This is a genomic window from Aestuariibacter sp. GS-14, assembly GCF_006494365.1.
In the GTDB taxonomy this organism is placed as follows: Bacteria; Pseudomonadota; Gammaproteobacteria; order Enterobacterales; family Alteromonadaceae; genus Alteromonas; species Alteromonas mangrovi.
The window spans coordinates 93,273-108,356 of record NZ_VHIP01000005.1 but is presented as its reverse complement, the minus strand read 5'-3'; the positions used below and the strand labels follow the sequence as shown (position 1 = coordinate 108,356).

The window sequence follows — 15,084 nt, the reverse complement described above, 5'->3', positions numbered from 1 at the left end:
GCCTGCCATGCAAAGACGTGATTTCTTAAAACGCAGTTTGCTGAGTCTTGGTGGAGCGAGTTCATTATGGGCCACTACGTCGCAGTTTAATCTGGTAAATGCCGCAACATCTGCTCAGTCATTTGACGATTACAAAGCACTGGTCTGCGTATTTTTACTTGGCGGTAACGATTCGCTGAATATGCTCATTCCTACCGACCCAAGTGCGTATCAGCAATATGCTGCTACCCGCCAGAATCTCGCGGTCGCGCGCGAGTCCGCCTTGCCATTGAGTGTTGCTAATACCCAATACAGTGCGGTGGGATTACATCCCTCTTTGGCGGCGCTTCACACTGTTTACGAACAAGGTTACATGGCGCTGATTGCCAACGTGGGGCCCATGATTGAGCCTGTTACTAAAGCCGATATTCTGGCTGGCAGGGTAGCACTGCCGCCGCAATTGTTCTCGCATTCCGATCAACAAAATCATTGGCAAACGGCCTATCCTCAGCAGGCTGCGTTAACCGGGTGGGCAGGCAGAATGGCCGATATGCTGTCGGATACCAGTCACCCACTGTCGATGAATTTGTCGATGGCTGGTAATAATCTGTGGCAGACCGGCAATCAGGTATTGCCTTTTGCGCTGAGCAGTAATGGTGCCGAGGTATTGGAAGGGATTAATCCAAACGAAGAATGGCAGCGTCCGAATGCGTCGTTTCTTGATCGCATTCATGCCAATACGGAAGGCTTGTTTGCTACGCAATTTGCATCCATGGTCGACCGCACCCGGTCAACCGGTGGGCTGGTCAACGATGCATTAGCGCTTGGGCCAGAATTATCTACCGTCTTTCCTGCCACTCGATTTGCAGAACAAATGCGTCTTATAGCAAAAATGATCAGTGTTCAACAGCATCTGGATCAACCCCGACAAATGTATTTTGTCGCTTTGGGAGGCTGGGATACGCACGACAACCAGCTTACCGACCATCCAACGTTACTAGCGGAACTGGCCGAGGGAATGGCAGCGTTCTTCAACGCTACTACTGAGCTAGGTGTCAGTGAGAGTGTTACGGCGTTTACTGCGTCTGATTTTGGCCGTACGCTAACCAGTAACGGCGATGGTACCGATCACGGCTGGGGCGGTAATCATATTGTCATGGGCGGTGCGGTGCAGGGCGCAGACATCTATGGGCAGCTTCCAGAAATGGCGTTAAACAGCAATGATGATTTGGGCGATGGCCGAATCATTCCAACCCTGGCGGTAGATCAGTATGCCGCAACACTGGCTGGCTGGTTTGGACTATCCGACAGTGAATTAACAGACATACTACCTAATTTGAGAAATTACGATCGCCATCGTTTGGGGTTTTTAACCTAGCGCCTTTAACTCCAACGTATAGTATGGTCAGGTAGTGTAAAAGTTGCGTAAATCACCGGCTATATTTTTGCTTGTATATTAAGCAATCAGTAATCTTGCGGTCAGAATTGTCTTCCACATTAATGGAAAAATTATGACCACATTGAAAGCCCGTGCTATATCTACCGTTAATGTAATTAATCACGTATGGCAAAAAAAGGAAATCGACGTGAGCAATATGAGCAAGCCGTCGTTTTCGGCTTATCAGTCTATCCTATTGATTGATGATGACGATGAACTAAGCGACATGCTGCAAAGTTATTTAGAAACCATGGGTTACGAGGTTACGGTTGCCCATGACGGTGAGGCGGGTTTAAAACTGGCTACCGGAACGGGTAATTTCGATCTGATTCTGCTGGATGTAATGATGCCGAAGATGGATGGGTTTGACGTACTGAAAAAACTGCGCCAGACGCATTTAACCCCGGTATTAATGCTCACCGCTAAAGGCGATGACTACGACCGTATTTTAGGGCTGGAGTTAGGTGCCGACGATTACCTGCCAAAGCCGTTCAATCACCGCGAATTGGTCGCGCGTATCAAAGCGATTTTCCGACGCCTGGATCTTGGCTCTCAGGTAAAACAGCAGCAGGATTTGGTTATTAACGACATTGAGCTAAGTGTGACTAAACAAGAGGCGTCGGTGAAAGGCGTACAACTCACCCTCACCGGCACTGAATTCTCAATTTTGCGTTTGTTAATGGTCAATGCAGGTGAGCTGGTAACGAAAGAAGATATCAGTCAGCAGGTGCTTGGACGCAAACTTATGGCATTCGACAGAAGTATAGACATGCACGTGAGCAATTTACGCAAGAAATTATCTGCGTCCTGCAATGACGAAAAAATCAAGACCATACGCGGTTCTGGTTATCTCTTACGGCAGCAATCATGAAATTCTTAGCGTTTCTCAATCCCACACGGCGCCTCGTTGGGCGCCTTTTTCTTTGGTTCTGGGTTACCCTGGTGCTTACGGCGGTTACCTCTGCCTGGCTGGCCAGGATGTTCTATCAGCCATTTCAGATCGAAAAGCCATTAAATAGCGATATTCAGCAATTAGTGTCGATGGTAAATGATCTGGAAAGGCGCAAAACCGAGTACGACCGATTCCGGACATTGTTACGTGATATCAGTATGGAAAAGCGTCGCTCATTGATTGCGGTAGACGTAGACACCGGTAAGGTATTCAACGATGGCGGGCCACCTCTACGCGAAGACGAAGAAAACCTGTTGGCCCAGTTTGCCCGTCAGTCTAATTATATTTCAGTTCAGTTGGGCCCAATGGTGGCTATTGGGCCGGTGCTGGTGGAATTTAACGGCACCAGTCATGCCATATTCTGGCGTCGCCCCGATGGAAAGGGCGGTCCGGAGCGCATGCTTACCTGGATAATACCTACGGCGGTGGTAATTTCTGCGCTGTTTTGCTGGTTGTTTGCCAAGTCGATTGTGCGTCCAATTCGGCATTTACAGCATACCGGACGCCAATTAGCTGAAGGTGACTGGCAGGCGCGTACAGACATAAAGAGTTTCAGAAGAGATGAGATAGGCGAGTTAGCAGCAGATTTTAATCTGATGGCAGAGCAGCTATCCAGTATGTGGTTGGGGCAAAAGCGTTTGCTGGCCGACATTTCTCATGAGCTGCGTTCACCGCTGGCCCGTATGCAAATGGCCATTGGACTGGCACATCAACAAGCGTTTGATACGCCAACGCTGGATCGCATAGAGCGGGAAGCGGAGCGAATGGAGGCGCTGATTAATCATCTGTTACAGCTAACCCGTGCAGAAGCCGGGAAGCCGTTGATGAAGCGCATTGCGCTGCGCGAAACCATGAAAGAGCTGTTTCAGGATGCCGCATTTGAAGCCAGCACCAACAGCAAACACTTTAACAGTGAAGAGATCCCTGACATAACGCTCAGAGCAGATACTAACCAGCTCAACAGCGCCGTAGAAAACGTACTACGAAACGCCATTCGTTATGCCGATACGCAGGTGGACGCAACATTTACGGTAACAGATGAGCAATTAACACTTGAGATAAGTGACGACGGACCGGGTTTAACACCGGCAGAATGCCAGGAGATATTTAAGCCGTTTTATCGGCCATCGGCCTCGCGGGAGCGCAAGTCTGGTGGTGTCGGTTTAGGGCTGGCAATAGCGCAAGCCGCGGTTGCATTGCATAAGGGAACAATTCGGGCGCGGCCAGGAGATTCTGGTGGTCTGGTAGTCACAATTACCGTACCCTTAGGGAATGAGCGAGAGTAATTACACATATTTCACCGAAGCTAACCTGAAACAGGGATTTGCTGAGCGTGTTGCGCCTTTTTGGCAGCAGCAGGTTACGCAAGGCCAGTTTGTCGGGCGGGGCGACGTTTTGGTGCATTATGCCTTCTGTATTCCAGAAGCCGCCAGGGCTACCGTCGTCATTAGTTCTGGCCGTATTGAGTCGTTACTGAAATACCAAGAGGTCATTTATGATCTCTTTCATCAAGGATTTGCGGTTTTCATTCTGGATCATCGCGGCCAGGGTTTATCCGGGCGAATGCGCGATAATCCGCATCTTGGATTCGTTAATCATTTCGACGAATACGTTGCTGACATGGCGCATTTCCTAAACCAGGTAGTGCTTCCCAACCAAAAAGGCCAACTCAATTTGTTGTGCCATTCCATGGGCTCGGCCATTGGCGCGTTAACTATCCTGGCCATGCCAGACGTATTTTCCCGCGTTGTATTTTGTGCCCCCATGTTCGGCATTCGACCTGCGCTACCAGCATGGCTTGCTGCATTACTTATTACCCTTAATCGCATATATAACGCTGTCATTCCTGGCGCGAGTGGATACTTTTTTGGACAGCGAAACTATCACGAAGAGCCGTTTTCCACCAACCGGCTTACCGGTAGTGAACCCCGTTATACGCTATTTCGTGAACTTTATTCACAGCAACCTGAAATCCAGCTGGGTGGGGTTACCCCTGAGTGGCTTGCTGCAGCCAGTGCCGCCATGTGGCACATTGAGCAACATGCCGCTGAACTCACACTGCCAGTGAAGGTGTTCAGCGCGCAACAGGACGAAGTAGTAGACAACCGCAAGCAACAATACGTGGTAAGCAATATGCCCAATGCAAGCTGGGAATCAGTAGCCGGAGCCCGGCACGAAATCCTGATTGAGCAAGACGCTATCCGTATGCCAGTGATGCGCAAAATAGTGACTTTTTTTAATTCGGCAACGGCGTAGCGGATTTTGACGCAACGCCCGAAAACTCGCATAATGCGGCCCCACTGCTAGCCCCTGTCAGGATTTGAGTAATGCTGGATATTGTACTTTATCAACCCGAAATTCCGCCTAACACCGGCAATATTATTCGCCTGTGCGCAAACACAGGTTATGCGCTGCATTTAATTGAACCACTGGGATTTGACTGGGATGATAAGCGTGTGCGTCGTGCAGGATTGGATTACCATGAATTTGCCGACGTAAAACGCTACGCCAATTTCGATACTTACCTTGCGCAGCGCAATCCAAAGCGTGTATTTGCCTGTACCACCAAGGGCAAAGCGTTTCACTCCGACGTACAGTATAAGGCGGGCGATGCTTTGTTATTTGGTCCGGAAACCCGCGGATTACCCGATGACATTATCGAATCGCTACCACCTGCACAACGGGTACGCATTCCCATGTTGCCCAATAGCCGAAGTATGAATTTGTCTAACGCGGTGTCGGTATTCGTATATGAATCCTGGCGTCAGTTTGGGTACGAGCAGGCCAGATAGCCTGCGTCGCTTATTCGCTTTTTAACGAACGGCCCAGTAAGGCAAGTGCTGCATCTTTGGGAGACTTGCCTTCGTAAAGTACGGCGTAAATTTGCTCGCAAATAGGCATCTCTACACCTAAGCGCTCTGCCAGTGCCTTAACCTCTTCGGTATTGCGGTAGCCTTCAACGACCTGGCCTATGTCTTTCATGGCTTGCTCAACCGACACGCCTTTACCCAGTGCCAAGCCGAAACGGCGATTACGCGACTGGTTATCGGTACAGGTGAGCACTAAATCGCCCAAACCTGCCATGCCCATAAAGGTTTCGGGCTGCGCACCGGCTTTCACACCCAAACGGGATAGTTCGGCTAAACCGCGCGTAATAAGCGCGGTTCTTGCGTTTGCACCAAAGCCAAGGCCATCTGCCAATCCGGCGCCGATAGCAATTACATTTTTTACCGCGCCACCCAGCTGCACACCAATAAAATCCGGGTTTTTATATACGCGGAAAGACTTAGAACAATGCAGCTTGGCTGCCATATCATCTATAAACTCATCATCGGTAGACGACAGCGAGATAGCGGTAGGTAATCCGGCTGCCATTTCTTTGGCAAACGTAGGACCAGACAACACCGCCAGCGGATAGTTGTCTCCCAATACATCCTGAGCCACGTCTTTCAGCAACCTGCCGGTGCCGGGTTCAAGCCCTTTAGTGGCCCAGATGATCCGATGTGTGGGTTGCAAGACAGGCGCAATAGCTTCCAGCATGTCCTTAAATGCATGACTGGGCACTACTACCAGAATATCGCGACTGGCGGACACTGCTTCGCGCAAGTCAGCAACTATTTGCAGGCTGTCAGGAAAGGCAATGTCGGGCAGATAGCGTTGATTCTGTCTGCGCTCAGCCATCTCGTCGAGTTGTGAGCTGTCACGCCCCCACAACAACGTTGGCGTGCCATTCCGGGCCAGGCAAATAGCCAGAGCGGAGCCATACGACCCCGCTCCAAGTACCGTTACCGATGCTTGATTCATGCTGAAAAATTAAGCGTCTAACTGCTGAGATGCTTGTTGTGCGTCCTGTGCACGTTTTTGCATGTATGCTGCAAAAATGGCGTCAAAGTTGACTGGTGCCAGGTTCAGAGGAGGGAAGGTGCCACGGTTTACCAGGTTTGAAATGGTTTCGCGTGCGTACGGGAACAAGGTAGTTGGGCAGAATGAACCCAACATATGGGCTTTGTTCGCCTCTGGCATATCGCCAATCATAAAAATACCCGCCTGCTGCACTTCACACAGGAATGCCGTTTCTTCGCCCATGCTGGCCGTTACTGTTACCGACAGTGTTACTTCGAACAGGTTGCCGTCAAGCTTGTTGGTGGCAGTGTCGATATCCAGCTTGATTTCCGGCTTCCATTCTTTGGTAAAGATGCCTGGCGCATTAGGTGATTCAAAAGAGATGTCTTTTGTGTAAATACGCTGAATGTTGAATTGTGGAGCCTGGCTCTGTGTGCCTGCTGCTGCGTTCTCTTGATTTGTTTGATTTTCGTCAGACATGATATTACCTATGGAATTTATATAATTGTTATAAAGCTATTGGCCAAGCAGTGGATCGAGCTTTTGCTGACGCTCTAGTGCGTGCATGTCATCACAGCCGCCAATGTGTTGCCCGTTAATAAAAATCTGCGGTACTGTGTACCCACCATTTGCACGCTGTATCATTTCGTCACGCAGTTCTGGCTGCGCATCAATGGCGTATTCAATGTACTCTACACCTTTTTGCTGCAGCAGTGCTTTAGCCCGGTGACAATACGGGCAATAGCCCTTGGTGTAAATTTCAACTTTGCTCACAGTGTTACCCCGCTGGGTGATTATTTTGCTACGGGCAGTCCGGCCTGTAACCAGGCATTCATACCACCGCGCAGAACATTCACTTTGGTGAAGCCTGCTTTAGTCATGGCCGCTGCAACGCCGCGGGCACTATTGCCCATTGCGCAAACCACTATAATGGGTGTGTCTTTGTATTTTTCAAGCTTACTGAAGTTACGCTCGCGTAATTCTTCTGCTTTAATTTGACGGGCACTGGTTACATGGCCTGCTTTGTAATCGTTGGCAGAGCGGGTATCCAGTACCACGGCGTCTTCGCGGTTAATGAGTAGCGTCATCTCGTGCACGCTGACTTCCTTAACCGGGGAGATCAGTCCGCTGATATAGCTGAACACCAACATACCCACTAATGCCAGCCAAATGCCGGCTAGCATAAAGTTGTTGCCAGCGAATTCGATGATTTGATCCATTACGTCTTCCCAATGCATCGGTTTTCAAAAAAGAGAGCAAAGTATATAGAAAAAACCAACAGAAGCTAGGGCGTGTTGATCTTTGCTGTGCACTTTTGCAGCAGTTTGTGCGCCATTTAGGCAAGGTGACTGTTTGCAGGTCTAGTGGGCCTAAATCAAAAACAGTCAACGCAGCATAAATGGCGCACAAGCGCTGCCCGAAGGGGTCGTCATGAAAGCATTTTACTCTTTGTCACAGCCCTTTGACGTAGAACAACTATGCCTGCAGGGCTGTTTCGCGATTAAAATGCTTTCATATAGACCAAAAGTCGTACAGCAAAGATCAACACGCCCTAGGGCAGGGCCAGAACTGGTGCTTCAAAATTAGTCGATGCGGGGTGTTTTTAACCGTTTAACTGCTGTTGCTTCGCTGAATTTGATTGGCCCGGGCAATGATGTTTGCTTGTTTGAATTATCACTATTACGTTTAATCGAAAAAAACTATACAAAGGATTTGCTGAATTTTTGACTTATTCGCTTCAATCCCTTGTAAGGTTTGGTAATATAGCAACCAAGCCTCACCCTACGGAACGTTACAACGCGTCTCAACGAGCCAAAGCGATCAAACAAGAGTACCTGTGAGTACCCAATATACCCCTTTGGTAACACGTATCGCCTGAGCAGGACAGCCTGCCCGGAGGCACAGAATTTTGATAGGAGAACTCATGACTGAATCCAAGAAAACACTGGCGTTAATTGTACTCGACGGCTGGGGTTATCGTGAAGATCCAGAAAATAACGCCATTTTGGCTGCTAATACGCCGAATCTGGATGCGTTGTTTGCAGACTACCCAAGTACATTGATCAGTGGCTCGGGTTTGGATGTTGGCTTGCCCGAAGGACAAATGGGTAACTCCGAAGTAGGTCACGTTAACCTGGGAGCAGGTCGCGTGGTGTATCAGGACTTTACCAAAATCACCAAATCTATTGCGGATGGGGAATTTGAGCATAACCCTGCACTTACCAAAGCAGTGGACGATGCCGTAAGCAAAGGCAAAGCGGTGCATATCATGGGCCTGATGTCGCCAGGCGGCGTACACAGCCACGAAGATCATATTTTTGCTGCAGCGAAAATGGCTGTAAGCCGCGGCGCGACAAAAGTGTACTTACACGCATTTTTGGATGGCCGTGACACGCCTCCTCAAAGTGCACAGTCGTCACTGGAAAAGGCCGACGCCGTATTTAAAGAACTGGGTGTAGGTAAAACAGCCACCATCATTGGTCGTTACTTTGCAATGGACCGCGACAAGCGTTGGGACCGGGTACAAAAAGCGTATGATTTGATTACCCAAGGCAAAGGCGAAGCGCAAGCTGCCAGTGCGGTAGAAGGCCTTAAAGCATCGTATGCAGCAGGTAAGAATGACGAATTTGTACCGCCCACTGTGATTGGTGACAGCGTAGCCATGGAAGATGGCGACACCCTGTTGTTCATGAACTTCCGTGCCGACCGCGCGCGTCAGTTGAGCCAGGTATTCCTGGATGCTGATTTTACTGGATTCAAAAAAGCAGCTGCGCCAGCGTTATCTGCATTTGTTATGCTGACAGAATATTCAGCGGATCTGAAAGCGCCGGTAGCATACCCACCAGAAAAACTGGTTAATGTGCTGGGCGAGTGGTTGGCGAAAAATAACAAAACTCAACTGCGTATCTCTGAAACTGAAAAATACGCCCACGTTACGTTCTTCTTCAGCGGTGGCGTAGAAAAAGAATACGACGGCGAAGAGCGAATTTTGATCCCCTCTCCAGATGTGGCTACTTATGACTTGCAGCCAGAAATGAACTCAGAAAAGCTCACGGATGAACTCACCGGCGCCATTGAGTCAGGCAAGTTCGACGTGATCATCTGTAACTATCCAAACGGCGACATGGTAGGTCACACAGGTGACTTTAATGCCGCGGTGAAAGCCTGTGAGGCGGTTGACCGCTCAATTGGCCGCGTGATTGAGTCGCTGAAGAAAGTAGGTGGCGAATGTTTGATCACTGCTGACCACGGCAATGCTGAGCAAATGGTGGATAAATCTACTGGCCAGGCTCACACTGCCCACACCAGTGAACCGGTTCCTTTCATATACTTTGGCCGTGATGCACAGCCGAGAAAGGGTGGCACACTGAGTGACGTTGCCCCTACCATGCTGCATTTGATGGGCATGGAACAACCAAAAGAAATGACCGGTAAAACCATCATGACACTGAAGTCGTAACTTCAGGTTATGATGTTAGCTGCAGGCAATATGCGGTCAAGGGCCACTATCCGAGCGATAGTGGTTTGCTGCATGTTGCTGCTGTTCTCTGGCGTAGCACACGCTCAGCAGACTGACGACGCAGAAAAAGAGCTGGCTGCGCTGCAGGCCGAATTAAAGGCAAGGCAACAGGCGCTGGTGAACAGTAAGGCGTCTGCTGATGAACTGCAAACTGTGCTGGCAGAGTCTGAAAAGCAAATTGGTAGCGTGGCGAGCAAGCTTAATGCTACACGCAAGGCGCTTGCGGAAAACCAGCAACAGCAGGCTGTGTTGAGCACTCGCAGAGATGAATTACGCCAGGCGATTGCTCAGCAGCAAACCATGCTGGCAGGGCAGTTAAAAAGTGCCTTTATTGCAGGGCACTATGATTACGCCAAAATGATTTTTTATCAGCAGGATGCGGCTAAATTCGAGCGTATCATCACGTACTACAAATATCTGAATCAGGCCAGACAGGCCAACATTAGTGAATTCACTTCTACGGTAAATGAACTGGAATCGGTAACGGCGTCGTTGCAAGTAAAAGCCGACGAGTTAACGCAACTGCAAGCAGATCAGCAAAAACAACAGAATGAGCTGGTGGCGCGTAAGCAGGACAGGCAGCAAACGCTGCAACAACTGAACAATAAAATTGCCAGTGAAGAGTCGCATATAGCCCAGTTACGCGAAGCCGAGCAGGCGTTAATGGAAGCCATTGAGCGGGCTGAGCGAATGAGCCAGATCCCACAGGAACTCAAGGGGTTAACGTCAGACAAAGGCCGGTTACTGCAACCTGCCGATGGGACGGTGAGAAAGCTGTTTGGCAAACGCCGTCAGGGGCAGGTGCGCTGGAAAGGCATAATGATTGATGGTCGCGAAGGCAGCGCAGTAAAAGCGATTGCCCACGGACGGGTGATATATGCAGACTGGTTGCGCGGGTTTGGACTGGTCACCATTATTGAACATGGCGATGGTTTTATGAGTGTATATGGTCACAATCAGGCGTTACTGCGCCAGGCCGGAGAATCAGTTGCTCAAGGCGAAACCGTTGCCTTGCTGGGTCAAAGTGGTGGTCAGAGTTCGCCAAATCTGTATTTCGAAATCCGCCATAAAGGCAAAGCGGTCAATCCCGCCGACTGGCTGGATATATAGGCCCATTCAGCACGTCACCACCTTGTACAAAATCCTTTCTTGGTGATGATAGTTCAGGCTGGTATGCTTGGCGCACAACAATAATACAACAGTGCGTGTAAGGTTAGTGACAAGTAAGCAGTGGTTTATTCAGATGTGTTGCCTTGCCGGTTTACTCTTAGGGGTAAGCTTTAATAGCAATGCTGCGCCAAACAACAAAGCCACTATTTACGTGATCATCGACGATATCGGTTATCGCCATACCGATGATCAGGCCCTTGTATTACCCAACGAAGTGACGCTCTCTATTTTACCGCATACCCCACTTGCAGAGGCGTTGGCTAAAAAAGCCCATGGACAGTCCCGCGAAGTGATGCTGCATTTACCCATGGCTGCCTATTCCGACAAAACACTCGGGCCCGGTGCGATTACGCCGCAAATGGTACCCGAAGAAATCAGCTATACATTTGCAAACGCGATAAACTCAGTACCCTTTGCCATTGGGGTTAACAATCATATGGGCAGTGAGTTAACCGCCTCAGAAGAAGCGATGACACTCGTTATGCAACAAATAAAGCAGCGGAATTTGTTTTTTGTTGATAGCCGTACCACACCCAATTCAGTGGCGCAGGATGTAGCGCAGCAACAGCATGTGCCGAATGCTCGCCGACATGTGTTTTTAGATCATGAATTAACCGAAGATTTCATGCAGTCTCAATGGCAGCGGCTGATTCGTTTGGCAAAACACAATGGGCAGGCCATCGCTATTGCTCATCCACACCCTGAATCAATCGCATTCTTACTTCAGAAATTGGGTAATCTCGACACTGAACACATTGAACTGCGCCCTATCAGCCATTATTTTCGGCAGGGGAGTTCGCAAGTGTTGTTTACAGCAGAGGGGGCAGTATTACCTGCTACTCCGATCGCCCCGCGTTAGCATGCTCGCCTTAGATTAAGCGTGTGGTTTTGCCCAAATAGGCGAGCATAAAAAACGGCTAATTACGTTGTGTAATCAGCCGTTTTTCAATTTAGGTGGGCACCAATGCGAGGCAGTTATTACCACCTCGCGTCCACTATCTGCATTACATGGTGTAGTTAACACCCATAAAGAATGTCCGTCCGCGCGGGCCAACGGGCCAGGCTTCCTGAGTAGCGAATGGTGATTCGTCAGTGATGTTATTTACGCCACCAAACACGGTGAACGTTTCATCCAGCTGGTAGCTGGCGTTAAAGTCGTGGATAAGTGTGCTGCCGAAGAAACCGCCGCCCTCGCCGAACAAAATAGCCTGACCATTAAGACCAAGCGAGTTCTCAACTTCCTGATAAGCCTGACGGCTTTGGTAAGTTGTTTGCAGCGCCATACTCAGCTCATTACGCGTCCAGCTAAACTCAACATTGGCTGCAGTTTTAGGCGTTTGAATCTCTTCCAAATCAATATCCACATCAGTAGGATCAGTTGGATTATAGTAACGATTCAGGGTTTTCTGGCGTGTGCCAACCACGCTGATGCCAAACTCGTTTTCATCAATGTTGAACGTGTAGTTAGCTGAGAAATCAATCCCTTCTGCTTCAACCCGGGCGAAGTTAATTTCACCCGTTGTGAGGAAGTTTAAGCCGCCATCAGCACGACGTGAAATCTGTCCGCAATAACCGATAGCCGGGTAATTTGTTGAATCGTAGCAGCCGTTTAATACATCAGCCGGACCAACAGCAGAAATCGCATCCTCAATTTCTACATTCCAGTAATCAAGCGTAACGGTAAAGCCTTCGAGGAAACTGGGGCGGAATACGGTTCCAATGGTGTAGGTCGATGCTGTCTCTACGTCCAGATCCGGATTACCACCAGATGTACCGGAGAAACGGGCGGTTAACGGGTTAGTCCAGATATAATTGCCATCGGCATCCTGGATATCCGCTAAATCAACACCTACCGCTTGCAGTGCGGCCACACAGTTAGCCTGACGTACTGAACTACCTGCATCAATGTTTGCCGGATCGCACGGATCATTGTCCAGGTTGATGGTAATTGGCAATTGTGGGTCAAATAACTCAGTAATGTTCGGTGCCCGTACTGCTTCAGAAACGGTACCGCGGAAGTTCAGTTCTTCTATTGGGCTATAAGAGAAGCCCAGTTTCCAGGTGGTGGCGTTACCCAGTGTTGAGTAGTCAGCTACGCGCACGGCACCGTCAACGGTAAATTCGTAGGCGTATTCTCTGTCCTGGAAGATGGGTAAACGCACTTCAACAAAGGCGTCCAGTACATCGTATTTACCCGATGTATTAAATTGTTGAACGTTATCGATACCGGTGAGGAAGTTCAGCCAGGGAGACACTTCACTAACGAGTTGTCCGGCTGTGTAGGATGTCCCTTCCGGAAGAATACCCAGCGCCGCAGGATCCAGGCGGTTGTCACTCGATTCCTCGCGATATTCCAAACCCGTTGCGTAGCCCAGTGCACCATCTAATACACTGTCTAACAGTTTATCAAACTGACCAACGGCGGTTAACGTAACCACGGTTTGCTTAATCGTTAGTTCGTCTTTCATGCGGTTAGAGATAAAGGCTTTGGCCTCATCGCTCAATGCATCTGTACCAAACGGATTTAACGGGGCACACTGGCCATCACCAGGGGTAAAGGTGTAATAGCGGTCGCTGTAGAAGTCGCCATTTGCATAGTTCACGTTATAAGCGAAGTAGTCAATTTCATAGGCAGCAGTAGGGTCGATATCTGAGCGACATACTGGCGTACCGTCTGGGCCCGTAACGGCATCCATGGCCGCAAAAACGCGGTCGATATACTGCTCAGTGTATCGGGTGGTATTAGAAAATTCGCCGTGATTGAACGCGAGTTCCAGACTGTGATCGTAAGAGTAATCCCAGGTAAAACCACCTACGAAGCGCTTGGTTTCACGTACGTAATTGGTGTCATCGTCATCCCATGCGATGGCGTCCTGAGTGATCAACAAGCCACCAGTCTGATCAACTACGGGCAGCAACTGTTCAGGGATATAGGGGTTGTCAGGTAAAATGAACAGCGTATCGTAGTAAGAGTCGTATTCAGCATAGTAGTTTGTTTCTGCTCTTACGTATTTAGCTTCAAAAAACGCGTTTAATTCGTCGTTGATTTGGTAGTTACCGTTTAAGTTAACAATAAACTTATCGGTGTTTGGCATCAGAGTGTCGTTGTCGAAGTTAAACTTCGCACCGTCGCCACCACTACTTAATAAACCGTTGTAAATTGGACCATCGCTATTTACGCGCACCGTTCCGTCTGGATTGGTTAACCAGCAACCTGCCAGGTAACCCGTTTGTCCACCCAGCGATTCCTGACAGTCGGCGATGCCGTTGTTGTTAATATCAACATAGGTGACATCACGGCCGCCAAAAGTAGGGGCAATGGAGCCTTCATTGGACGTTAACCAGTAACGCACATCACTTGCCAGCATACGCTGCGTTTCACCGCTTGGATTTGGCACAATTGAAGACAGTCCGTTATTACGTGACCATGAGCGATCGCCATGCAGCAATTCTTCTTCTTTTTCGTACGACAGGGTAAATACTACGTTACCTTTGCCATCGTCGAAATTTTTACCATACAAACTGTCTACAGCAAACGAACCACCGCCCGATTCCTCAGGTAAGGCGCCAGTGGCGTTGATTTGGAAACCTTCGTAGTCATCTTTCAGGATGAAGTTAACAACACCGGTTACCGCGTCAGCACCGTACACGGCAGACGCACCACCGGTGGTGACTTCAACACGCTCAACCAGTGCCCTTGGGATAGTCCCAATATCAACAGCAGAGGTACCGCGGAAACCCGCAACGTGGCGGCGGCCATTAACCAGTGTCAGGGTTCTCTCTGCACCCAATCCACGCAGGTTCAGTGAGTTTGCACCGGTGTCGTTATTTTCGGCCGTTGAAGACGAAATTAATGCAGGAATATCATTCACGATATCAGCCAGGTTTAGCTCACCCGACAGCGCAATGTCCTTGCTGTCAACTGACTGAACCGGTACAGACGAGATCACGTTGGGATCGGTGGGGATGCGCGAACCGGTAATGTTAATCACCTCTACCGACTTTAATGCTTCTTCTGTTTCCTGTGCCAGTGAACTGGCGGAATAGCCTAATCCCAGCGCGGTTGCGATACACAGGGATATCGCAGAGCGCTTCTTGTCGTGAAGTGTATTGAATGTGCTCATTGTGGTTTCCTCAGACTGTTCTGATGTTTTTATTTTTGCAAACGTTGTCAAAAGCATA

At 49.3% G+C, this 15,084-nt stretch carries 13 protein-coding genes; 8 read left to right on the top strand and 5 right to left on the bottom strand.

Annotation, left to right across the window (positions count from 1 at the left end; genetic code table 11):
- Positions 1 to 7 precede the first annotated feature (7 nt).
- The 5 genes from FJ444_RS10095 (at position 8) to trmL (ending at position 5,161) form a co-directional block, all read left to right on the top strand.
- A complete protein-coding gene (locus tag FJ444_RS10095; RefSeq protein WP_140958168.1) occupies positions 8 to 1,357 on the top strand; it encodes a DUF1501 domain-containing protein in 1,350 nt (449 codons plus the stop codon).
- 217 nt (positions 1,358 to 1,574) lie between these two features.
- Positions 1,575 to 2,288, top strand: a complete 714-nt coding sequence (locus tag FJ444_RS10090; RefSeq protein WP_140958367.1) for a response regulator — start codon at positions 1,575 to 1,577, stop codon at positions 2,286 to 2,288.
- Positions 2,285 to 3,655 (top strand): ATP-binding protein, encoded by a 1,371-nt coding sequence (locus FJ444_RS10085; RefSeq protein WP_140958167.1) that lies wholly within the window; start codon positions 2,285 to 2,287, stop codon positions 3,653 to 3,655. Before FJ444_RS10090 ends, FJ444_RS10085 begins: the two co-directional genes overlap by 4 nt.
- Complete coding sequence (locus FJ444_RS10080; protein WP_140958166.1) at positions 3,642 to 4,625, top strand: alpha/beta fold hydrolase; 984 nt, start codon at positions 3,642 to 3,644, stop codon at positions 4,623 to 4,625. Before FJ444_RS10085 ends, FJ444_RS10080 begins: the two co-directional genes overlap by 14 nt.
- Before the next feature lie 71 nt (positions 4,626 to 4,696).
- Positions 4,697 to 5,161, top strand: a complete 465-nt coding sequence (trmL, locus tag FJ444_RS10075) for a tRNA (uridine(34)/cytosine(34)/5-carboxymethylaminomethyluridine(34)-2'-O)-methyltransferase TrmL (RefSeq protein WP_140958165.1) — start codon at positions 4,697 to 4,699, stop codon at positions 5,159 to 5,161.
- Between the two features lie 10 nt (positions 5,162 to 5,171).
- Here trmL and gpsA read toward each other — a convergent pair whose 3' ends face one another.
- The 4 genes from gpsA to FJ444_RS10055 are packed head-to-tail and all read right to left on the bottom strand — an operon-like array spanning position 5,172 to position 7,432.
- Positions 5,172 to 6,173 carry an NAD(P)H-dependent glycerol-3-phosphate dehydrogenase gene (gpsA, locus tag FJ444_RS10070; protein ID WP_140958164.1) on the bottom strand — a complete coding sequence of 334 codons (1,002 nt, stop codon included), beginning with the start codon at positions 6,171 to 6,173 and terminating at the stop codon, positions 5,172 to 5,174.
- Positions 6,174 to 6,182: 9 nt separating this feature from the next.
- The gene (gene secB, locus FJ444_RS10065; RefSeq protein ID WP_140958163.1) at positions 6,183 to 6,692 is read right to left on the bottom strand and encodes a protein-export chaperone SecB; all 510 of its coding nucleotides are present in this window, start codon (positions 6,690 to 6,692) and stop codon (positions 6,183 to 6,185) included.
- Positions 6,693 to 6,728: 36 nt separating this feature from the next.
- Positions 6,729 to 6,986 carry a glutaredoxin 3 gene (gene grxC / locus FJ444_RS10060; protein ID WP_140958162.1) on the bottom strand — a complete coding sequence of 86 codons (258 nt, stop codon included), beginning with the start codon at positions 6,984 to 6,986 and terminating at the stop codon, positions 6,729 to 6,731.
- A gap of 20 nt (positions 6,987 to 7,006) precedes the next feature.
- Positions 7,007 to 7,432 (bottom strand): rhodanese-like domain-containing protein, encoded by a 426-nt coding sequence (locus tag FJ444_RS10055; protein ID WP_140958161.1) that lies wholly within the window; start codon positions 7,430 to 7,432, stop codon positions 7,007 to 7,009.
- 704 nt (positions 7,433 to 8,136) lie between these two features.
- Between FJ444_RS10055 and gpmI the strand changes: the two genes are divergently transcribed.
- From gpmI to FJ444_RS10040, 3 genes are all read left to right on the top strand, one after another.
- Entirely contained in the window at positions 8,137 to 9,672 is a 1,536-nt protein-coding gene (gene gpmI, locus FJ444_RS10050; RefSeq protein ID WP_140958160.1) for a 2,3-bisphosphoglycerate-independent phosphoglycerate mutase, read from the top strand.
- 72 nt (positions 9,673 to 9,744) lie between these two features.
- Positions 9,745 to 10,842 carry a murein hydrolase activator EnvC gene (locus tag FJ444_RS10045; protein ID WP_181405124.1) on the top strand — a complete coding sequence of 366 codons (1,098 nt, stop codon included), beginning with the start codon at positions 9,745 to 9,747 and terminating at the stop codon, positions 10,840 to 10,842.
- Between the two features lie 106 nt (positions 10,843 to 10,948).
- Positions 10,949 to 11,761, top strand: coding sequence for a divergent polysaccharide deacetylase family protein (locus FJ444_RS10040; RefSeq protein ID WP_140958158.1), 813 nt, complete (start codon positions 10,949 to 10,951; stop codon positions 11,759 to 11,761).
- 145 nt (positions 11,762 to 11,906) lie between these two features.
- Here the strand turns inward: FJ444_RS10040 and FJ444_RS10035 are convergent, their stop codons facing one another.
- A complete protein-coding gene (locus tag FJ444_RS10035) occupies positions 11,907 to 15,026 on the bottom strand; it encodes a TonB-dependent receptor domain-containing protein (RefSeq protein WP_140958157.1) in 3,120 nt (1,039 codons plus the stop codon).
- Positions 15,027 to 15,084: the final 58 nt, after the last annotated feature.